The 18,533-nt window shown below is 62.1% G+C and carries 22 protein-coding genes; 3 read left to right on the top strand and 19 right to left on the bottom strand.

The window, feature by feature from the left end:
- Positions 1 to 17: 17 nt before the first annotated feature.
- The gene (locus tag AC4BCK_RS14325) at positions 18 to 806 is read left to right on the top strand and encodes a response regulator transcription factor (protein WP_366277200.1); all 789 of its coding nucleotides are present in this window, start codon (positions 18 to 20) and stop codon (positions 804 to 806) included.
- Between the two features lie 6 nt (positions 807 to 812).
- On the opposite strand, the gene AC4BCK_RS14320 is transcribed toward AC4BCK_RS14325, so the two are convergent.
- The 19 genes from AC4BCK_RS14320 to AC4BCK_RS14230 all read right to left on the bottom strand — a co-directional run bounded on the left by AC4BCK_RS14320 (position 813) and on the right by AC4BCK_RS14230 (position 17,194).
- The gene (locus AC4BCK_RS14320) at positions 813 to 1,277 is read right to left on the bottom strand and encodes an Hpt domain-containing protein (protein WP_251422171.1); all 465 of its coding nucleotides are present in this window, start codon (positions 1,275 to 1,277) and stop codon (positions 813 to 815) included.
- A 94-nt stretch (positions 1,278 to 1,371) separates the two neighbouring features.
- Complete coding sequence (locus AC4BCK_RS14315; RefSeq protein WP_251422174.1) at positions 1,372 to 2,256, bottom strand: type II secretion system F family protein; 885 nt, start codon at positions 2,254 to 2,256, stop codon at positions 1,372 to 1,374.
- Between the two features lie 7 nt (positions 2,257 to 2,263).
- Positions 2,264 to 3,196: a type II secretion system F family protein gene (locus AC4BCK_RS14310; RefSeq protein WP_490566920.1), complete on the bottom strand. Its 933-nt coding sequence runs from the start codon at positions 3,194 to 3,196 to the stop codon at positions 2,264 to 2,266.
- Between the two features lie 8 nt (positions 3,197 to 3,204).
- A complete protein-coding gene (locus tag AC4BCK_RS14305; protein ID WP_490566045.1) occupies positions 3,205 to 4,725 on the bottom strand; it encodes a TadA family conjugal transfer-associated ATPase in 1,521 nt (506 codons plus the stop codon).
- Complete coding sequence (locus AC4BCK_RS14300) at positions 4,725 to 5,921, bottom strand: CpaE/TadZ family protein (protein ID WP_490566044.1); 1,197 nt, start codon at positions 5,919 to 5,921, stop codon at positions 4,725 to 4,727. The genes AC4BCK_RS14305 and AC4BCK_RS14300 overlap by 1 nt, the downstream gene beginning before the upstream one ends.
- Positions 5,918 to 6,673 (bottom strand): Flp pilus assembly protein CpaB, encoded by a 756-nt coding sequence (gene cpaB, locus AC4BCK_RS14295; RefSeq protein ID WP_490566043.1) that lies wholly within the window; start codon positions 6,671 to 6,673, stop codon positions 5,918 to 5,920. The genes AC4BCK_RS14300 and cpaB (AC4BCK_RS14295) overlap by 4 nt, the downstream gene beginning before the upstream one ends.
- Before the next feature lie 29 nt (positions 6,674 to 6,702).
- Positions 6,703 to 7,740 (bottom strand): pilus assembly protein TadG-related protein, encoded by a 1,038-nt coding sequence (locus AC4BCK_RS14290; RefSeq protein ID WP_364270735.1) that lies wholly within the window; start codon positions 7,738 to 7,740, stop codon positions 6,703 to 6,705.
- The gene (locus AC4BCK_RS14285) at positions 7,728 to 8,102 is read right to left on the bottom strand and encodes a TadE/TadG family type IV pilus assembly protein (protein WP_471900657.1); all 375 of its coding nucleotides are present in this window, start codon (positions 8,100 to 8,102) and stop codon (positions 7,728 to 7,730) included. The genes AC4BCK_RS14290 and AC4BCK_RS14285 overlap by 13 nt, the downstream gene beginning before the upstream one ends.
- A 94-nt stretch (positions 8,103 to 8,196) precedes the next feature.
- Complete coding sequence (locus AC4BCK_RS14280; protein WP_363936976.1) at positions 8,197 to 8,403, bottom strand: Flp family type IVb pilin; 207 nt, start codon at positions 8,401 to 8,403, stop codon at positions 8,197 to 8,199.
- Between the two features lie 486 nt (positions 8,404 to 8,889).
- Complete coding sequence (locus tag AC4BCK_RS14275) at positions 8,890 to 9,765, bottom strand: type II secretion system F family protein (protein ID WP_188809628.1); 876 nt, start codon at positions 9,763 to 9,765, stop codon at positions 8,890 to 8,892.
- Positions 9,766 to 9,775: 10 nt separating this feature from the next.
- Positions 9,776 to 10,732, bottom strand: coding sequence for a type II secretion system F family protein (locus AC4BCK_RS14270; RefSeq protein WP_188809629.1), 957 nt, complete (start codon positions 10,730 to 10,732; stop codon positions 9,776 to 9,778).
- The gene (locus tag AC4BCK_RS14265; protein WP_363936971.1) at positions 10,729 to 12,204 is read right to left on the bottom strand and encodes a TadA family conjugal transfer-associated ATPase; all 1,476 of its coding nucleotides are present in this window, start codon (positions 12,202 to 12,204) and stop codon (positions 10,729 to 10,731) included. The genes AC4BCK_RS14270 and AC4BCK_RS14265 overlap by 4 nt, the downstream gene beginning before the upstream one ends.
- Positions 12,201 to 13,406, bottom strand: a complete 1,206-nt coding sequence (locus AC4BCK_RS14260) for a CpaE/TadZ family protein (protein ID WP_188809631.1) — start codon at positions 13,404 to 13,406, stop codon at positions 12,201 to 12,203. The genes AC4BCK_RS14265 and AC4BCK_RS14260 overlap by 4 nt, the downstream gene beginning before the upstream one ends.
- The gene (gene cpaB, locus AC4BCK_RS14255; protein WP_490566042.1) at positions 13,403 to 14,179 is read right to left on the bottom strand and encodes a Flp pilus assembly protein CpaB; all 777 of its coding nucleotides are present in this window, start codon (positions 14,177 to 14,179) and stop codon (positions 13,403 to 13,405) included. Before cpaB (AC4BCK_RS14255) ends, AC4BCK_RS14260 begins: the two co-directional genes overlap by 4 nt.
- Positions 14,180 to 14,200: 21 nt before the next feature.
- Positions 14,201 to 15,220, bottom strand: a complete 1,020-nt coding sequence (locus AC4BCK_RS14250) for a pilus assembly protein TadG-related protein (protein WP_490566041.1) — start codon at positions 15,218 to 15,220, stop codon at positions 14,201 to 14,203.
- A complete protein-coding gene (locus tag AC4BCK_RS14245; RefSeq protein ID WP_188809633.1) occupies positions 15,208 to 15,600 on the bottom strand; it encodes a TadE/TadG family type IV pilus assembly protein in 393 nt (130 codons plus the stop codon). Before AC4BCK_RS14245 ends, AC4BCK_RS14250 begins: the two co-directional genes overlap by 13 nt.
- A gap of 81 nt (positions 15,601 to 15,681) precedes the next feature.
- On the bottom strand, positions 15,682 to 15,882 hold the full coding sequence (locus AC4BCK_RS14240; RefSeq protein WP_188809634.1) for a Flp family type IVb pilin: 201 nt from the start codon (positions 15,880 to 15,882) through the stop codon (positions 15,682 to 15,684).
- A gap of 168 nt (positions 15,883 to 16,050) precedes the next feature.
- Positions 16,051 to 16,251 (bottom strand): Flp family type IVb pilin, encoded by a 201-nt coding sequence (locus tag AC4BCK_RS14235; RefSeq protein ID WP_188809635.1) that lies wholly within the window; start codon positions 16,249 to 16,251, stop codon positions 16,051 to 16,053.
- Positions 16,252 to 16,528: 277 nt separating this feature from the next.
- Positions 16,529 to 17,194: a prepilin peptidase gene (locus AC4BCK_RS14230; RefSeq protein WP_364270715.1), complete on the bottom strand. Its 666-nt coding sequence runs from the start codon at positions 17,192 to 17,194 to the stop codon at positions 16,529 to 16,531.
- 293 nt (positions 17,195 to 17,487) lie between these two features.
- On the opposite strand from AC4BCK_RS14230, the gene rplM reads away from it, so the two are divergent.
- Both rplM and rpsI read left to right on the top strand, forming a co-directional pair.
- Positions 17,488 to 17,931 (top strand): 50S ribosomal protein L13, encoded by a 444-nt coding sequence (gene rplM, locus AC4BCK_RS14225; protein WP_015937805.1) that lies wholly within the window; start codon positions 17,488 to 17,490, stop codon positions 17,929 to 17,931.
- A gap of 38 nt (positions 17,932 to 17,969) precedes the next feature.
- The gene (rpsI, locus tag AC4BCK_RS14220; RefSeq protein ID WP_050684362.1) at positions 17,970 to 18,476 is read left to right on the top strand and encodes a 30S ribosomal protein S9; all 507 of its coding nucleotides are present in this window, start codon (positions 17,970 to 17,972) and stop codon (positions 18,474 to 18,476) included.
- Positions 18,477 to 18,533 lie beyond the last annotated feature (57 nt).

Here is an 18,533-nt window from a genome sequence, read left to right as displayed (position 1 = left end):
CTGGCACAGGGATATCAATGGATGAACTTGGTGTGGCTGTAGTAATTGAAGACGATGCCGACGTACGCAACCTCCTTGAGGGAGTGCTGACCCAGGCAGGATTCGAAGTGCATACAGCGGTGGACGGACGTGCCGGCGTGGAAGTGGTCCGCAGCAAGCAGGCCAATGTCGTCACGCTGGATATCGGGCTTCCGGACATTGACGGGTTTGAAGTGTTGCGGCGGATCCGCCACTTCAGCAACGCCTACGTGGTGATGCTGACCGGCCGGACAGAGGAGCCGGACCTGTTGTCTGCGCTTAACGCCGGAGCTGACGACTACATCGCCAAACCTTTCCGGCCCAGGGAGCTGCGGGCGCGGGTGGCCGCCATGATGCGGCGGCCGAGGCATGAGATCAACGGCCAGAGGCCCGCGCCGGCATGGGGAGCGCCTTCAACGGCGGCCGCAGCGCCGGGCAGCCACGATTCAGCCGTCCTGCAGCATAACGGCCTGACCCTGAACCACCGCACCCGGACAGTGGAGATCAAAGGCGAACCGCTAGGGCTGACCCGCAGCGAATTCGACCTGCTCCACGTGCTGCTAAGGGGCGGCGGGGCGGTGTGCACCCGGGCTGACCTGGTGCGGGCTGTGCGCGGCGAGTTCTACGAGCATGACACGTACATCAGCGAAGCGGACGAGCGCGCCGTCGAAGTCCATGTGGGCAACCTGCGGCGCAAGCTCAAGGAGGACCAGCTGTCCCCGCGCTGGCTCCAGACGGTCCGCGGCGTGGGCTACCGGCTGGCCCCCAGCAGGCCGTTCGAAGAGTAGGCGCGGTCAGTCGTTTTCCAGGATGTAGGTGGCCTGGAGTTCGGTGACCGTCTGCCCGCCGTCCTGGGCCACGCGTTCCATGAGCGCCCGGCCCTGGCCGAAGTCGCCCAGGCGGATCACGGACTCCAGCAGTTCCGCGAGTTTCGCCAGCCGCAGGCCGCCCACCATGGCGGACGTGATCTTGAGGCTGATGACGGCGTCCAGGGCGGAGGCTCTGTCCTGTCCGTCCACCGCCGCAGCCAGCCGGGCGTAGCGCTGGTCCCACATGGCGGCGTAGTCGCGGGCGAACCGCTGGGCGAGGCCGGAGCCGGCCAGCTCGTCCTCCAGCTCTTCAAGGACGGCTGCGTCAACGAGCGGCAAGAGACCGGCCGCTTCCTGTGGCCGTGCAGTCCCGGCGGCTGAAGAGATCCCTGGCTGCAAGGAGCCCGCAGCGGCGGCCTCGCGGCTGGTGCCGGGATCTTGACTGTGCATTGTTCAAGGCTACTTCCTGAAATTCTTCCGTTGTCCTATTTCGGGGGATCCTGTGGAAACCTTGAGCGATCTTTCAGCCGGGACTGCGTTGGCTTTACTGTCCGCTGAAAGTCACCACGGTATTAATGACGGCCGGTCCAAGAATGGCGATAAAGAGAACCGGGAATATGAAGAAAAGCAGCGGAAACAGGATCATCACCGGGAGTTTCATCGCCTTCTCCTCGGCCCGCTGGCGCCGCTTTACCCGCATCACCTTGGCCTGCACCCGCAGCACCCGGCTGATGGCAATGCCGTAGGTGTCCGCCTGGACCACGGCCTGCACAAAGCTGCGCAGCTCCGGAATGCTGGTCCGTTCGGCCAGGGCGGTATAGGACTCACGCCGGCTGCGGCCCACCTGCATGTCCTGCAGGGTCCGGACCAGTTCTTCAGCCAGCGGCCCCTTGCCGTTTTCCCCTGCACGGGCCATGGCGCCTTCGAAGCCGAGTCCCGCTTCCACGGAAATCAGCATCTGGTCCAGGGTGTTGGCCAGTTCCAGCTGCATGACCTTCTGGCGTTCCTGCCCCTTGCTGTAGAGCAGGAGGTCCGGGATGAAGTAGCCCAGGAACAGGACAAAGAGGCCGCAGAGCTTCATCAGCGGTGTGCTCCCGATAGCCGTCAGGTAGATGCCCACCGTGATGCCCGCCAGGCCTATCGCCAGCTTGGAGCCGAGGACCTTGCCCAGCGGCATCGAGGCCGGCCGGCCGGCGAGGGCAAGCAGCCGGTCAAGGAAGGCGACATACGCGGGGGGAGTGAGGAGCCGGCCGACGCCTTCAAGCATTCCGGGTTTGCCGGTGGCTGCGACCGTGACCGGCGCGGCGCCGCGGGCCAGGAGCTCGGTGGCTGCCAGGCGGCCCTGCTTGTCCACCGTCAGGACGGACCATGCCAGCCCGGCCAGGGGGACGCAGACCAGCAGGATGGAGAGGAGAACTGTCAGGTTCATGGCGTCCTCAGAACTTCAGGTCGATGATCTTGCGCATCCACAGCGCACCGATGGTCATGAGCACAAACGAAGCCCCGATCATGGCCCAGCCCAGGGGATGGGTGAACATGGAGTTCATGTAGTTCGGGCTCACAGCAAGCAGCATGGCCACAATGCCGAACGGCATGGCGATGAGGATGTAGGCGGAGAACTTGCCCTCGGCCGCCAGGGCTTTGATGTGGCCCTTGATTTCGGCGCGCTCCCGGATGGTTTCGTTAACCTGGTCCAGGACGTCGGCCAGGTTGCCGCCCACCTCGCGGTTGATCTGGATGGCCTGGGAGATCCAGACGAAATCCTCGTTCTTCATCCGGTCCGCGGTGTCGTTGAGGGCGGCCAGCAGGTCCCTGCCCAGGCTGGTCTCCGTGATCACGCGCCGCATTTCCTCCGACGTTGGCTTCTGTGATTCTGCCGCCGCAGCATCGATGGCGCGCAGGATGCTGTGCCCGGCGCGGAGGCCGCCGGACAGCAGCTGGAGGGTGTCGCCCAGCTGGCCGTCGAAGGTGGCCCGCCTTTTACCGGCAAGGAATCCCAGGACGAGTTTTCCGATGAAGGGCGCCAGCAGTGCCAGGAGGAGCCCCACCAGGGGTCCCACGGCGACGGTGCCCACCAGCATCCCTACGCCTGCGCCGATTCCCACCAGCAGGAAGAACTCGGCCTGGCTGAGCCGGAGCCCGGCGTTTTCAAGCTCGGGCCGTGCAAAGAGGGGGATGTTCCGGCCGGCGAGGAGCCGCTCGAAGGACCGGACGGCGGAGAGCGCCAAACGCGTCAGGGAAGAGGGAGGTTCGGGATCAAAGGGACGACGGCGGTCCAGCGGCACGTCCGGCGCGCTTGGCAGCAGCACCGCGGCGCCGAACAGGGCCACGGCTGTGAGGAGGACGGCGGTTCCGGCAGCAAGGATCATGGCGTCCGTCACCGTCCGCCGTGGTTCTGGCCCGCCGCCGCCTGGGGTCCGGCGAAGACTCCGGGGGAGACGTGGATGCCCAGGTCCTCGAACCGGTCGATGAAGCGTGGCCGGATGCCGGTGGCCACGGGCTTGCCGAGGAAGCGGCCGTGGGCGTCCACGCCGGCGGAGTAGTCGAAGACGAAGGCGTCCTGGAGGGTGACGATGTCCCCTTCCATGCCCTGGACTTCGGTGACGTGGGTGATGCGGCGGGAGCCGTCACGGAGCCGGGAGATCTGGACGATGAGGTTGACGGCGGAGGCGATCTGTTCGCGGATGGCGCGCAGCGGCAGGTCCATGCCGGCCATCAGCACCAGGGTTTCCAGCCTGGCCACCGCGTCCCGGGGGGAGTTGGAGTGGACCGTTGAGAGGGAGCCGTCGTGGCCGGTGTTCATGGCCTGGAGCATGTCCAGCGATTCCCCGCCGCGGACTTCGCCCACCACGATCCGGTCCGGGCGCATGCGCAGCGAGTTCCGCAGCAGTTCGCGGATGGTCACTTCGCCCTTGCCCTCGGTGTTCGGCGGGCGGCTTTCGAGCCGGACCACGTGCTGCTGCTGGATCTGCAGTTCCACGGCGTCCTCGATGGTCACGATCCGTTCGTCCGCGGGCAGGAAGGAGGACAGGACGTTGAGGAGGGTGGTCTTGCCGGTGCCTGTACCGCCCGAAACGATGATGTTGAGCTTGGCCTTGACGCAGGCATTGAGCAGCTCGGCCATCTCGGGGGTGAGGGTTCCGAAGTCGATCAGGTTGCGGACAGTGAGGGGGACCTTGCTGAATTTACGGATGGTCAGTGAGGAGCCGCCCACGGCCAGCGGAGGGATGACCGCGTTGACGCGTGAGCCGTCCTCGAGGCGGGCGTCCACCAGCGGGGAGGACTCGTCGATGCGGCGGCCCACCTTGGAGACGATCCGCTCGATGACCTTGCGCAGGTGGTCCTCCGAGCTGAAGCGGGACTCCGTCAGGGTCAGCTTGCCCTTGCGTTCAACGTAGATCTGGTCCATCCGGTTGACCATGATCTCGGTGACGGCGGGATCGTCCAGCAGGCGCTGGAGGGGCCCAAAGCCCAGGACGTCGTCCGAAATATCCTGGACAAGCCGGGTGCGTTCCTCGGGCGTCAGCGGAACCTGTTCGGCGTCGATGATCCGGCTCAGTTCCTCCTTGGCCGTACTCCGCAGCTCGTGCTCTGTGGCCGTCGCGTCGTTGAAGCGCGCGCCCATCCGCTCAAAAAGCGCGGTTGCCGCACGGTGCTTCATGGCGGCGAACACATCCACGGACTGTGCCTTGGGCACTGAGGGAGCTGAAGGCACAGGGGAGGCACCGGCGTCGGACGTTGGAACCACGACGGCGGGAGCGGCGGGCAGGTGCCGCGGCTCGCTCTGTCCGGTTCTGGCCGGGGCCGCCGCGGGACGCGGTGGTTCGAGCACGGCAACGCTGCTGCCGGCGGACTGGTTGCGGTTCTGGACCGCGCTGATCCGTTCGGAGAGTTTCATCAGATGACTACCCTTCGGTGCAGCTTCCGCTGGGTCTGGGTACGCCACGCCGGGTTGAATCGCTCCACCAGCTGGCGGAGGCTTTTGACGGCGGGGTCCTTTTTGGATTCCTGGAGGACGGGGATGCCGCGGTTGGTGGACAGGGCCACGGCGCGGGAGCGGGGAACGCTGACGTCCACCGGGGCGCCGATGGTGGACTCGACGTCCCGGACGTTGAGGCCCGCCTTGGCGTCGGCCATGTTCAGGACCACATGCCGGGATTCGGGCATGATCTCCAGCTGGCGGAGTACCTCGAGGCCCGAACGCAGGCCGCGGAGGCTGGGGATGTCCATGGCGCTGACCCACACGACGTCGGTGCACTGTTCCATGGCGGCGAGGCCGATTTCGGGCATGCCGGGGGCCGTGTCCAGGACGACGTACTGGAATTCCTGGGCAAGCTGTTCCAGCAGTCGGGTGACCTGCTCCGGCGTGATGTGGTCCGCGTCCACTGGGTTCGGCGGCGCGCACAGGGCGTAGATCCCGGCGGGGTGCACCGTGAGGAAGGCCTTGAGGACCAAGGAGTCCTGGGCTGCGGCGGGAGTGACGGCGTCCGTGACCGTGTGTTCGGGGTTGAGGTAGAGGCCGGAGGCGACGTCGCCGAACTGCAGGTCCAGGTCCACAATGACCACGCTCATGGGGGCGATCTGGCCCAGGCCGATGGCGATGTTCGTGGCGAGTGTGGTTTTGCCGACGCCGCCCTTGGGCGAGAAGACGCCGATGACCAGGCCCTTGCCGCCGTTGTCCGCCGCCTGTGTTTCGGGGCTCCGGTGCCGGGTGGCGAAAGACTGGCAGGCGCGCTCCAGCAGCACACGGATCTCGGCGGCGTCCGCCTGCGGGCTGAGGATGTCCCTGATGCCGGCGCGCATGGCGTGGACCAGGAACGACGGGTCGATGTCGCTGACCAGCACCAGGCTGAGGCCGGGGAGCTGGACGTCGAAGACCTTGGCGAACCGCAGGGCCTCCTCGTAGGGAACATCCGGGCCGATGATCAGGACTTCGGGCTGCTCCTGGTTGAGGAGCGCGAACAGTTCGGCGGGGCCCGCGGGGAGGATGTCCGAGGCGATGGTCTGGACGGAGCCGCGGAGGCCGTGGGCGACGGCGGCGCGCAGCTTCTGGTCAAACTCGGCGCTGGGGGAGAGGAGGACGAACCGGCTCACTTGTAGACCACTTCCTTGCGTTCGATCCGGGGTCCGTTGTCCTGGGCGTCCAGGGGTTCCTTGGTGAGCCACAGCCTGCCGAACTCCGAGGCGAAAACGATCTTGCCGGCGTCGACGTCAGTGACGGCGACGGTGAGCATGAGCGAGCCCTCCGGGAGTGTGGTGTCCGCAGGATCCGAGCCGTCGGCCGGCTTCTCCGCGCTCGCGGCCTGGGGCGCGCGCTGGACAGCGGTGACGAGGACTTTGCGGACTGTCATCTGGGTAGTGGCGTCGTCGGTCTTGGCCTTGTAGGCGCCGGCTTCGAAGGTGAGGAAGATGCCTACGTGGTCCCCGACGTCGATCCTGCCGCCCACCACCCGCTTGGGCTCGACTTCGAAGGAGACTTCCTGAAGTCCGGCGGGGACCTCAACGGCGCCCTGTTCTTTGACGTCGGCCGGGGCAACGAGCCGCTCGGCCAAGAGCTGTTCGCCTGGGACAAGGTCCACTGCGCTGACGGTGTTGGCCTTTCCCTCCAGGGTGCTGAGGGCGCTGTCGGATTTGCCTGCTGCCGGGACCTTCTCGATGACCAAAGAGGTGGCCATGTCGTTGACCGGGGTCCCGGCGGGGATGGCGGTCTTGACCACCAGGACGTCCACGGGTTCGGTGGAGGCGAGGGCGCGCTGGTCGGCGCCGTTCGCGTAGAAGATGATGAGGAGGGCTCCCACGAGCGCCAGGGCAACCGCGGCCGTTCCGGCGAGCAGGCGAGACTTCACTTTCAGCTCCTGAATATCTGGGATGGTGACTAGAGGGTGGGGCGTGCGATGGTGGCGCCGTATTCGTCCACGGGTCCTAGGGTGTAGCCGTCGGCGAGGGAGACGTACTTGACAAAGCTGCCGATGACGCCGCGGCACTCACCTTTACATTCGGTGGCGGTGGTGACGCCCGTCGTCGTGGATTTTTCACTTCGGAATTCGTACGGTAGGCCGGTGCCGCCGCTGAACTTCCAGCCGGTGACTTTGAAAGCTGCGAAGGAGACGAGCCCATAAATGGCGCCAGCGCCGGTTCCGGTGACCTTGTTGAACACTGGGAGGAGGACGATGACGTCGCGGCCTGCGGTGATGTCGCTGGCCCAGCGGTTGAGTTCGGTGGTGCAGTTGCCGGGAGCATTGTTGCCGGGGTCGCTGCCGCCTTCGCTGACGGCGAGGTCGATGGTGCCGCCGCACTTTCCGGCGTCCTGGACCAGCCAGCCGAAGCCACCCTGAACTGCCGCCCCGGACGGGCCGTAGTTGCAGTCGGCGTTGGCGTTCTTTCCGTGTTCCTGGAGGAGCTGGAGGCTGCCGCCGATGTTGTCCTTGACCTGGCAGATCGAGAATGCCAGGGGAAAAGCGGTGCGGCCGGCCTTGGGGCTTCCCCAGATGGCCGATGCCCGGGCACCCACTTCTTTGTTTGGAACGCCGAGGACGTCCGCGAAGAAGAGGGAGACGGAGTTGTCCGTGCCGCCTGCTTCCTTGGCGGAGGTGGTGACGCTGACTTTCCGGGCGGTTTTGTCGAGCTCGATGGTGTGCACTTTGCTCATGCCGTCCAGCGCGTTCTGGTTGGCCAGGCTGGTGGCGAGGGGGGACGTTGTGGAACACACCGGATCCGCTGCATTCCGTGCGCACTTCTGCGCCAGGGCAATAGCGGAGGCGTCGGCCCCATTCTGCAGCTGTGCACGCTCCGAGTAGATCACCCCGACGTCCACGGCGATGGCCACGAAGCCGAGGAGGGTCACCATGAGGATGGCGACGATGACGCTGACGGCGCCATTTTCGTTTGTTTTGTCCTGGGTCAGCCGCCGCACAGCATGACCCCTTTGCCGGTCATCGGGAACGGGCCGGCGATGCCGGTGATGGTGGCCAGGTTGTACTTGATGGTGAGGGTCACCTGGGCGCCCGTGCTGCACGCGTTGGTGCTGAGCGTGATGTCCGAGGTGGGGATGGTGCTGCTGACGGATGCTGCCGCGTTCTGGGCGGCGGTCTTGGCTCCAGCCGGATCGTTGCCAATGGCCATGACCCGGACTCCGTCGCGGGCTGCGTTGGTGAGGGTGATCTGGGCGTTGTAGGCGCGGCCGAATTCGATGGTGCCCAGGACAAGCATCAAGAGGAGGGGCAGCAGGATCGCGAATTCGACGGCGGCTGCACCGCGTTCCGAATCGTGTGACACCTGCTGCACCTCCTCTTGGATGACTCGTGTTCTTTGCCTGCTTCTTTGAGGCGGTGCGGTTCCGATATGGGGGCCGGAACCGTATCAGGTGGTGCTACGGGGTGGGGATGGCGGTGGTCTGCGGGTTGGCGATGTCGGTCGAGACGCCGGTGAACATAGTTCCGAGCTGGCCGCCGAGGGTGCTGACAGCCACGATGATGACGACGGCGATGAGGGCAACCATGATGCCGTACTCAACGGCCGTGGCGCCTTTTTCTTCGTTGCGGAGGCGGATCATGAGGTTGGTGTAAAGAGAAAGCATTCTGTACTCCTGAGCGAGACGGATGGCTGGCCCTGCACCAGCACTGAAACGAAGTTAGCAAGCAGAATTGCCGCTAATCCCGGATCTTGGAGCATCCTGCGCAAAGGCTTTACGCGGTGTATTTCTCCTGCGGTTTTGCTGGGTCATCGCTGCGCTAACGCTGGATTTCGCAAGTCTGTGAGCACACAAGCGGACCCCCTCGGTTCTGGGTGCCGAGGGGGTCCGGTATGTGGGGCGCCTAACGGCGCGTTTTCATGGAGAGGCTAAGGGATGCCTAGGGCTGTTCGAAGTGCCGTGGCAAGGCTTTGGTAGTGAAGGTTGAGCGCTTGACCGAAAGCCGTGACGCCGATGACCAAGGCCAGTGCCAGGAATGAAACAAGCATTCCGTATTCCGTTGCCGTGGACCCGCGTTGTTCCGTAATGACCTTCGTGACCGCCCTGCGAAGACGATCCTGGCTCAGAATGTTATGTAGATTCATGCTGCACCTACGAGAACACCGACATGATCTGAAGCACGGCTGGCCCCAGCAGAACGATGAACAGAGTGGGAAGAATGAAGAAGATGAGCGGGAACAGCATTTTGACTGGCATCTTCATCGCGTGTTCTTCCGCAAGCTGCCGGCGTTTGATCCTCATATCCTTCGCTTGTGTCTTGAGGACACCGGCGATGGCAATGCCGTAGGTGTCGGCCTGGACCACAGCCCGAACGAATGTGCGGACTGACGGCACATCCACTCTTTCAGCAAGAGCCAGATATGCCTCCTTGCGCGAGCGTCCGACCTGAATATCCTGCAGCGTCCTGATGAGTTCATCCGCCAATGGCCCTCGCCCGTTCTCGCCAGCCCGGCCCATTGCTGACTCAAACCCGAGGCCGGCCTGGACGGAGATGAGCATCTGATCCAAGGCATTGGGGAGTTCAAGCCGGATTTCTTCCCGCCGCTTTTGGGCCCGGTTGCGGATAAGAAGGTCGGGAATGAAGTATGCCAGTGCCACGATGACTACCGCGATCGCGAACCTGCCGGCGGAGGGTGCGCCCATGAAGACCAGGAGGCCAAGAATTGCACCACCAAAAGCGAGTAGGGGCTTGACCATGAGAATCCGGGCAAGCGGCCACTGCTTTGGCCGACCCGCACCCGCCAACTGCTTGTCCAGCCAGGCCTCGTAGCTCCTGGGCGTGATGCGCTTTGACAGATCCGTTAACTGCTGGCTGATGTTGACGGACTGCACGGCTTGGCTGGGGCGGCCGCCGAGGTTGGCTCTTATTCGACGCATTCCTGCGCGATCCCCCGTGAAAGACAGCCAGACCATGCCGGAGATAGGAACGATAATTGCCAAGATTGCTGCTAAAGCGATGGGTTGCATGTCGTGTCCCCTAGTACTTTGGCTTGATGATGCGGCTGAGCCAAAGCCCGCCGGTAGAGAGAAGTGCGATAGCGGCGGCCAGCATGACAAATCCGATGAAGGTCGTCGTGAACACCCGCGCGTACGTCGGGTTGAACGTCACCAGTCCAATGAACATCAGGATAGGCAATGCCATGAGAACCATGGCGGAGATTCTTCCTTCCGCGCTCAGGGCCCTAACCTGGCCTTTGACCTGGTTTCGGTCGCGGATCGTCTCTCCGACGTGGTCCAGTACCTCCGCCAGATCGCCACCCACTTCGCGGTGAATTTCTATGGCTTGAGCAATCCAATAGAAGTCCTCGCTGGCCGTCCTCCGCGAAACATCTGCCATGGACTCACCCAGATCGCGGCCGATCCTGGTTTCGTTGACGATACGGCTAAGCTCTTCGGCCATTGGTCCATCGTTTTCCTGCGCGGCTGCATCGATGGCACGAAGCAAGCTGTGGCCTGCACGAAGACCGCCGGAGAACATTTGCAGCGTGTCCGGTACTTGCGAGTCGAACGTCTTTCGGCGCCTGGAGATGAGGAAGTTGAGGACAACGTAAAGGAGGATCGGAGCCATGATAAACGCGAGGATGCTTATTCCAAGGCCGCCAAGGAAGAAGCCCAGCACCGTCGCCACCAATGTGATGGCCCCCGCCATCAATAGATAATCTCCCGGATCCTTGTTCAGACCTGCCTGCTCCAGCTTTTCCCTGTTGAAGATACCGGTAGGCCGCTTCTTGAGACCCCGGTTCAGGACCCCTACGGCCTGGTTGGTCAAGCGGGACAGGCTGGAAGAGTGCTGGACAACGTCCGGGCGTCTCCGCGAGAGGGGGACGCCGGACCTCCCTCTCCACACAACTACGAATACCAGGGCCAGTGAAACGTAGACCAGGAACAGGCCAGCCATGAACATCGCAACAGGAGTGTCGACTGCCACTGTCATCGACCCCTAATCTGGTCGGCCCCAAAAATGTGGGGTGAGACGTGGATCCCTAGCTCAATAAACCGGTCTGTGAACCGTGGGCGAACGCCTGTCGGAATGGGCTTCCCCAGGAAACGTCCGCTTGCATCTACGCCGGCTGAGTAGTCAAAGACGAAAGCGTCCTGGAGGGTTACGATCTCGCCCTCCATGCCTTGAACCTCCGTGATGTGAGTGACTCGCCGGGTTCCATCACGAAGCCTGGAAATGTGGACGATGAGGTTCACGGCTGAAGCCACTTGCTCCCTTACTGCCCGAAGCGGCAGGTCCATACCGGCCATCAGAACCAGAGTCTCCAGGCGGGCGATCGCGTCCCGGGGTGAGTTGGCATGGACGGTCGACAGGGAACCGTCGTGCCCGGTGTTCATGGCCTGCAACATATCGAGACATTCACCGCCACGGACTTCGCCTACTACGATTCGGTCAGGCCGCATGCGTAGTGAGTTCCTGACGAGGTCGCGGATTGCAACCTCCCCCTTGCCCTCAATGTTTGCCGGCCGGCTCTCCAACCTGACCACATGGTCCTGCTGGAGCTGGAGCTCCACCGCGTCCTCGATGGTGACGATCCTGTCCGAAGCCGGGATAAAGGACGACAGTGCATTGAGCAAAGTAGTTTTGCCGGTGCCCGTGCCGCCAGAAACGATGATGTTCATCCGCGCCAGCACGCAGGCCTGGAGAAGTTCTGCCATTTCAGGAGACAGGCTGCCAAATCCAATCAGCTTTTGTACTGTGAGCGCATCGCCTCCGAACTTTCGGATGGTCAATGCCGGTCCGTTGACCGCAAGCGGCGGGATGATTGCGTTGACGCGGGAGCCATCAGCCAAACGCGCATCCACCAAGGGAGAAGACTCGTCAATACGGCGTCCAACCTTGGAGACAATACGTTCGATCACCCGACGCAGTGCGTCGTCGGATGCAAACTTCGTGTCGGTGAGTGTCAGCTTGCCAGCGCGCTCCACGTAGACCTGGTCAAAACGGTTCACCATGACTTCGGAAATAGACGGATCATCCAGGAAGCGCTGGATGGGGCCGTGGCCAAGAACGTCGTCAATGATCTCCCGGATCAGCCGCTGCCGTTCGGTGGATGTGAGGGGGACCTGCTCTTCGTCGACGACGATTTTCAGCTCGTCTTTTACATATTGATGGAGCTCTGCCTCCTCAAGCGATGAGTCAGTGATGCGCGCTCCGAGTCGCTCGTAAAGCGCCTGACTAGCACGTTCCTTCAATGCGCTGAGGGCGCCGCTGGCCACAGCAGCCGTCGGGGTTAGCTCAACGACTTCGGCTATTTCCGCGGATTTCGCCTCATGTATCCGCCCAAGAGTGGCCGGTTCAAGAGTGCCCGTTGCGGACACGAACGCGTTTTGCAGCTCAGCTTCAGCTACTGGTGCGGTTGACTCAGTACCGCGCACCTTTTCCAGCCTGCGTGAGAGGTTCACTGGACAACCGCCCTTCTGTGCAACTTCTTGTGTGGTCGTTCTTCCCAATTGGGCTTAAAGCGCTCAACGAGCTGCCGAAGGCCCTTAATGGCAGGATCCCTGGTGCCGTCCTGAAGCAGCGGTACACCCTTGTTGGTTGAGAATGGCAAGGTCCTCGAACGGGGGAGTACGACATCCACCGGCGCGCCGATGGTTGCTTCGACATCCTGAAGGGTCAGTCCGCTTCTGCGGTCAGCCATGTTGAGCACCACGTGCCGCCGTTCAGGCAGCAGGTTCAGCTCCGCAAGAATCTGGTTGCCAGTGCGGAGTCCGCGGATACTGGGAACGTCCATGCCGCAAATCCATACGGCGTCGGAGGCCATGTCCAGCGTGGCCAGAACGTGCTCCCCGAGTCCAGGTGCAGTGTCAACGACCACGTACTGGAATTCCTGGCGCAGCTGTGACAGTAGATGACTGACATTTTCTCCGCTGATCCTGTCCATTTCGACCGGGTTCTTTGGCGCGCACAGCGCGTAGATTCCCCCTGGATGAACTGTCAGGTAGGTCTTTAGAACCATGGAATCCTGGCTGGCAGCGCCCACAACAGCATCCGTAATGGTGTGCTCGGGCTCCAGCATGAGCCCGCTCGCAACGTCGCCAAACTGGAGGTCGAGGTCGACGATGACTACACCCATTGGTGCAACCTTCCCCAGTCCTATCGCAATGTTCGTTGCCACGGTTGTTTTGCCAACGCCTCCTTTGGGAGAGATGACGGCGATAATGCGCCCGCCGGCGGAGTGTTCGTGGTGCTCGGAGCTGCTTGGTGCCAGGCCCCGCCTGCGGCCGGCTGAGGCCAGACTGGCTCGTTCCACGATGACCCGGATGTGGTCCACTTCGGCCGTCGGATCCAGAAGGTCGCGAACGCCCGCCCGCATGGCCTGAATCGCGACTTCTGATGACTCTCCAGCGACCAGGATCATGCTGATCTCCGGATACTGCAGGTCCATGACAGCGGCGAACTTCAGGGCGTCGTCCGCCGGTAGGCCCGGACCGAGGATGAATACCTCGGGAGGTTCCCCCAGCAGCTGCCTTAGAACTTCTTCAGGGCCCTGCGGGAGGTAGTCGGCTTGGAAGTACTGGAGCGAGCCAGGCATGCCGACTGTTGCCATCCGAACCCGGCGTTCAAAATCCGTATTTGCGGTTATGAGTACAAAGCGGCTCATCGGAATACCTTCGTCTTGTCCACGACACCGGTGTTACCCTCGGTGGCTTCGGCTGGTTCCTTGGAAAGGTAGATCCTGCCGAATTCGGCAGCGTATACGAGGCGCTCGGCTTCTACGGAGTTGCGGGCAACAGTGATGAGGTACGTGCCGTCACTCTGATTCTCGCTGGAGCTGAGGGCGCCGTCAGATTCCCCTTCTTTTGCTGCATCAGGCTGAGCTGGGCTCCCGTTGCTGAACTGGGCGGCGGTGACGAGCACTTTATGGAAAGTCAGCTGGGTACCAGCTGACTCAGTGGCACTCTCGCCGTCTCCGGTTGAGTCCGTCAGGGAAATGAAGACACCGACGGTGTCGCCGGCCGTTATCTTTCCGCCCACTACCCGTTCAATCGGCAGTTTGAGCGAGATCTCCTGCATACCTTCGGGTACGGCAACCCTGGACGGTCCCAGGAAAGATTCCGGCTCTACCAACCGGCTGGACAACAGCTGCTCTCCGGGGACCAGGGACACAGCTGTTACTTTCGAGCCCAGTTCCGCAAGATCGGTAACGCTGTCTCCAGTAACTGCTGACTTAGGCAGCGGCTTCTTTACGACCGCCCCGCCTATTTCACTTGCCGGAGTTCCTGCAGCTATGTCGGCTTGAACGACGAAGACTTCTTGGGTCTCGGTGCCAGCCATGGCACGGGCGTCCGCGGATTGTACGTAGGTAATAAGAAGGAATGTGCCGGTTATTGCGATAACTAGCGCGGCGATGCCTCCCAGTAGGCGTGCTTTCACTGTCTTCCCCTTTGATGATTCTTACTTGATCAGCCCAAGGACAACGACGTTGCCCGTGGGGGTGGTGGTGCCTCCGGTGAAGAGGGCCGGATCGGCGGAGTAGCCGACGAAAGTCCCATAGAGACCTTTCTCGCTTCCACCGAATACGTTGGTCGGGTCGTATTTCGCTTGACCAGAAAAGTTCCAGGCCTGGATTTTGAATCCCGCCCACTTCTCAATGAAGTACTGAACGGAGCTTCCGTTGCAGGTGCCGAACTGCGCTGCGGGCATTCCATCGCAGGTGTACTTGTAAACGGGTAGTGCCACGGTCGAATTTGCCAGAGAGGGATTCAGGGACGGGTTGAAGAGATCTATGCAGCCGTTGGGAACAGCAGCTCCAGCGCTCGTCTCGCTCCACTCGCCGACTTCCGCAGTGACATTGCATCCCGTGGAGCCGTCAGGTTTGAGCCATGCGAAACCGCCGGGAATGATCTGGTTCGACGGGTTGAGCCCATTGCAGTCCTGGGCTCCGCTGCCGCCGCCTTGGGTGAGAATTTTGTGGGGGAGTCCGTCCTCCTTGAACTCGCATGGGGCGAACGTTATGGGTAGGACGGTGACACCCTTTGTGGGGTAGAGCCACTTGGCCGTTGCGGTCGCACCGACTGTAACGGGAGGTGCGTTCAACGCGCTGGCAAACATCTTGCTGAGGAAGCCGGCGCCTGTGTTTCCGTTCTTCGTCGAAGTAGTTACGGTAACCTGGCCGGCAACTGAAAGGTCAACGGACTGAACCGTGGTCTTGTTGTCGTTAGAGTTGCTGTCGGCCAGGGCCTCCGCAACTGCATTGGCGTCAGCTTGCGTGCAGCCACCGGCTACAGAGCAGATATCCACGCCTGCAAGGGCCCCCGCGTCCGCTGCGTTCTGCAACTGCGCCCGTTCGGCGTATATCTGCCCCGTGTCGACAGCCAGGGCGCCGGCGCCGATGAGTACCACCATCATCACCGCCACGATGACTCCGGCAGCTCCACGCTCCCTGTGATCGGAATCTTTAGCTATCCATTGCATCGCATCGCTCCTACTCCGGTGAGGGTTACTGAGCTGCCAAAGAGTCCCGTTAAGGTGGCAGCCGGATAACTGATAGTCACCTTGGCTGTGGCATTGGGAGTGCAGGTTGCGGGACTGAAGGAGTACGCGAACGCTGAGGAGTTGATTCCCGGCGCCCCATCAGCGGCTGCCGCTTTGGCATCGGATTGACTGTTCTTAATGGCCATCGTGCGGGCAGCCTCACGCGCTGCTTGGGTAACTGAGATTTGAGCGTTGTAGGCATTGGCAAACTCGACGATGCCGGTGACGAGGGCCAGCAACACGGGGGCCACCAGTGCGAACTCCACGGCAATGGCACCACGACTCTTGTGCTCCCTATTTTCTTTGCGGGTCTTCTTCAACGGATCCCCCGAGGATTTATCGGATCGACAGGAGTGTGCCGCTTCCACTGCAGGTGGGGCGGCACACTCCTCGGATGCGGGTTACCAGCCGCCGACAGTGGTGCCGAGATTGGTGAACCAGGTATTGAGTGCACCGCCAAACGCGGTAACGCCGACAATGATGAGCAGAGCGATAAACGCAACCAAGAGCGAGTACTCGGTGGCGGTGGCGCCCTTTTCTGTAGCGAATCGTTCTCTGATACCAGCAACATAGGCGAGTATTGAGACCATAGATGGAGTCATTTCTGTTCCTTTGTCAGCGATCTGCCGTCGCAGTAGCGGCGACTGATCTCCCCAATCGATTTGTTGGTTGAAGCCTTAGACGGATGACCCGTGTAAATTGCCGGTGGATGTAGGTGCGCCACGTCGCAGGAACCCGCTGGTCGTGGCGCACCTGCATCGGGGCAGGGTCTACCAACCGCCGACCCGAGTGCCGAGGTTGGTGAACCAGGTGTTCAGCGCGCCGCCGAAGGCAGTAACGCCGACGATGATGAGCAAGGCGATGAATGCGACCAGCAGCGAGTACTCCGTGGCCGTTGCGCCCTTTTCGGATTCGAACCGATCCTTGATGCCGGCGACGAGAGCCATCATCGAGACCATAAGTGCAGTCATTGTAATTTCCTTTAATTCGGTGAAATGGGTTTAGTTAATTTCAACGAATTTCCAGCTGCCCCCATAATTCCTTAGCGGCTGGACTTCGCTAAGAAAAGATTGTCAGTGAGGGGCATGGGCAACAATGCGTAGTTGTACTCGAATTTTCGAGGAGACGTGAAAAGTACGTACTTGAAAACACCGGGTAGTACTCAGGGGGTCAGGCGAGTACGCGGCGGACTACTTGGTTGGCCTGTCACGAGCCCAAATAGGTGGTGCCGGGTTTTGCCAAGTGCGGCTAGGCGGAAAGTAGCGCCATTGCTGCTGTGGCAGCGATCATTGAAGGCCCATGAGGTACTTCTGCGGCTTGTTTTCGCCCTTTTCGACCCAAGTAGAACAAGGTGACCACTCCGTTGAGAAGAAAGCCGAGCAAGCCCCCATATAGCAACTGGCTCCACCCTAGGTACCCGAGGTACAGGCCGACAGGAGCGGCGAGCTTTACGTCGCCCATTCCGATGGCGCCCGGGGAAATAAGGCCCAAAACGAGGTAACCAGCGAACAGAATCAGGGCTCCGAGTGCCGCGCGAAGCAGGTCGTAGCCCTGCATATTAAGAAACCCTGGGACTAGCAATAGCAGGGAACCGCCGGCAAGTAGTATGAGCACGAGCAGGTTGGGCAGCAAATGCAGGGCGACGTCGATCCGGGACAGCTGCACGCCGAGAATTGCCAGGAACAGGAAAGCCGGCAGGGTAGATCCCAAGCCGAACCGCAAACTAAAGGCGACGCAAAGAACGGCCGTAATTGCCGCCGTCGACATTCTGACAGGGACAGTAGGAAGGCCGCCCAGCCGGGGAAGTCGCTTGGCAATGAGGGTCTCGGCAAGTGGGGAGAGGACCAGCCCTAAGAGGGCGGCTGCGGCGACCAGCAGCCACGCGATGGAACCGTCTGTACCCGATGCAACCACGCGACCCCCTGCGTCCGTTAGGCCGGGAGCGCTTGGGTAACCTCCGGCTACCCCATTTTGACCCTGAAGCCCTTAACGCGCTAATCTTGGGAGTCGTTGTGCGTGTCCTATTCCGATGGTGCGTGCCCGCTTGAGAATCCGGTTGCAGGATAACTACTCAACGTGCACATTCGGAACCACAGGATGACTGGTTACATAGAGCCCTCACCTCTGTTCCGGTAGCGCGCAGATAGTAGGTGCACGAGCTAGTGACACCTAAACAAGAACGCCAGAACAAGAACGAGGCAAACACCGTGCGTACGTACACCCCGAAGCCCGGCGATATCAACCGCCAGTGGCACGTCATTGACGCCACAGACGTTGTCCTTGGTCGTCTCGCGAGCCAGACCGCAATCCTGCTGCGCGGCAAGCACAAGGCCACCTTTGCGTCCCACATGGACATGGGCGACTTCGTCATCATCATCAACGCTGAAAAGGTTGCCCTCACCGGCGCCAAGCTGGAGCAGAAGCGCGCATACCGCCACTCCGGCTACCCGGGCGGCCTGACCTCCGTCAACTACGCGGAACTCCTGGAATCCAACCCGGTCCGCGCCGTTGAGAAGGCCATCAAGGGCATGCTCCCCAAGAACTCCCTCGCTGCACAGCAGCTGGGCAAGCTGAAGGTTTACCGCGGTGCTGAGCACCCGCACGCCGCCCAGCAGCCCAAGACTTTCGAAATCACCCAGGTCGCCCAGTAGTCCTGGCCACCAAACAACTTATCTATACAAGGAGAACCGTGGCTCAGAACGAAGAGACCACCGAAGCCGTTGAGGCTGAGGAAACCCTGACCAGCTACACCTCTGAAAGCTCAGCTGCTGACGCCGCTGCGCCGAAGAAGGAGCGCCCGGCCCTGACCGTTGCCGGCGCAGCTGTTGGCCGCCGCAAGGAAGCCGTTGCACGCGTCCGCGTTGTGCCCGGCTCCGGCAAATGGACCATCAACGGCCGTGCGCTGGACAACTACTTCCCGAACAAGCTGCACCAGCAGGACGTCAACGAGCCCTTCAAGATCCTTGATCTCGAAGGCGCCTACGACGTCATCGCCCGCATCCACGGCGGCGGCATCTCCGGCCAGGCCGGTGCACTGCGCCTCGGCATCGCCCGTTCGCTGAACGAGATCGACGTCGAGAACAACCGCGCCACCCTGAAGAAGGCCGGTTACCTGTCTCGCGACGCCCGAGTTATCGAGCGCAAGAAGGCCGGCCTCAAGAAGGCCCGCAAGGCTCAGCAGTACTCCAAGCGCTAAATCCGCTTACACAGAAGCCCGTCCCGCCGCATGGCGGGGCGGGCTTCTGTTTTCGGT

This window comes from Pseudarthrobacter sp. As-47 (genome assembly GCF_058215595.1).
This window is presented reverse-complemented; position numbering and strand designations above follow the sequence as displayed.

Coding starts and splice junctions, on each gene's coding strand:
- AC4BCK_RS14310 (WP_490566920.1), bottom strand. CDS start 3,196: ATGATCCTTGCTGCCGGAACCGCCGTCCTCCTCACAGCCGTGGCCCTG.
- AC4BCK_RS14275 (WP_188809628.1), bottom strand. CDS start 9,765: ATGCAACCCATCGCTTTAGCAGCAATCTTGGCAATTATCGTTCCTATC.
- AC4BCK_RS14315 (WP_251422174.1), bottom strand. CDS start 2,256: ATGAACCTGACAGTTCTCCTCTCCATCCTGCTGGTCTGCGTCCCCCTG.
- AC4BCK_RS14280 (WP_363936976.1), bottom strand. CDS start 8,403: ATGCTTTCTCTTTACACCAACCTCATGATCCGCCTCCGCAACGAAGAA.
- AC4BCK_RS14305 (WP_490566045.1), bottom strand. CDS start 4,725: ATGAAACTCTCCGAACGGATCAGCGCGGTCCAGAACCGCAACCAGTCC.
- AC4BCK_RS14320 (WP_251422171.1), bottom strand. CDS start 1,277: ATGCACAGTCAAGATCCCGGCACCAGCCGCGAGGCCGCCGCTGCGGGC.
- AC4BCK_RS14250 (WP_490566041.1), bottom strand. CDS start 15,220: ATGCAATGGATAGCTAAAGATTCCGATCACAGGGAGCGTGGAGCTGCC.
- AC4BCK_RS14240 (WP_188809634.1), bottom strand. CDS start 15,882: ATGACTCCATCTATGGTCTCAATACTCGCCTATGTTGCTGGTATCAGA.
- AC4BCK_RS14235 (WP_188809635.1), bottom strand. CDS start 16,251: ATGACTGCACTTATGGTCTCGATGATGGCTCTCGTCGCCGGCATCAAG.
- AC4BCK_RS14260 (WP_188809631.1), bottom strand. CDS start 13,406: ATGAGCCGCTTTGTACTCATAACCGCAAATACGGATTTTGAACGCCGG.
- AC4BCK_RS14325 (WP_366277200.1), top strand. CDS start 18: ATGGATGAACTTGGTGTGGCTGTAGTAATTGAAGACGATGCCGACGTA.
- AC4BCK_RS14270 (WP_188809629.1), bottom strand. CDS start 10,732: ATGACAGTGGCAGTCGACACTCCTGTTGCGATGTTCATGGCTGGCCTG.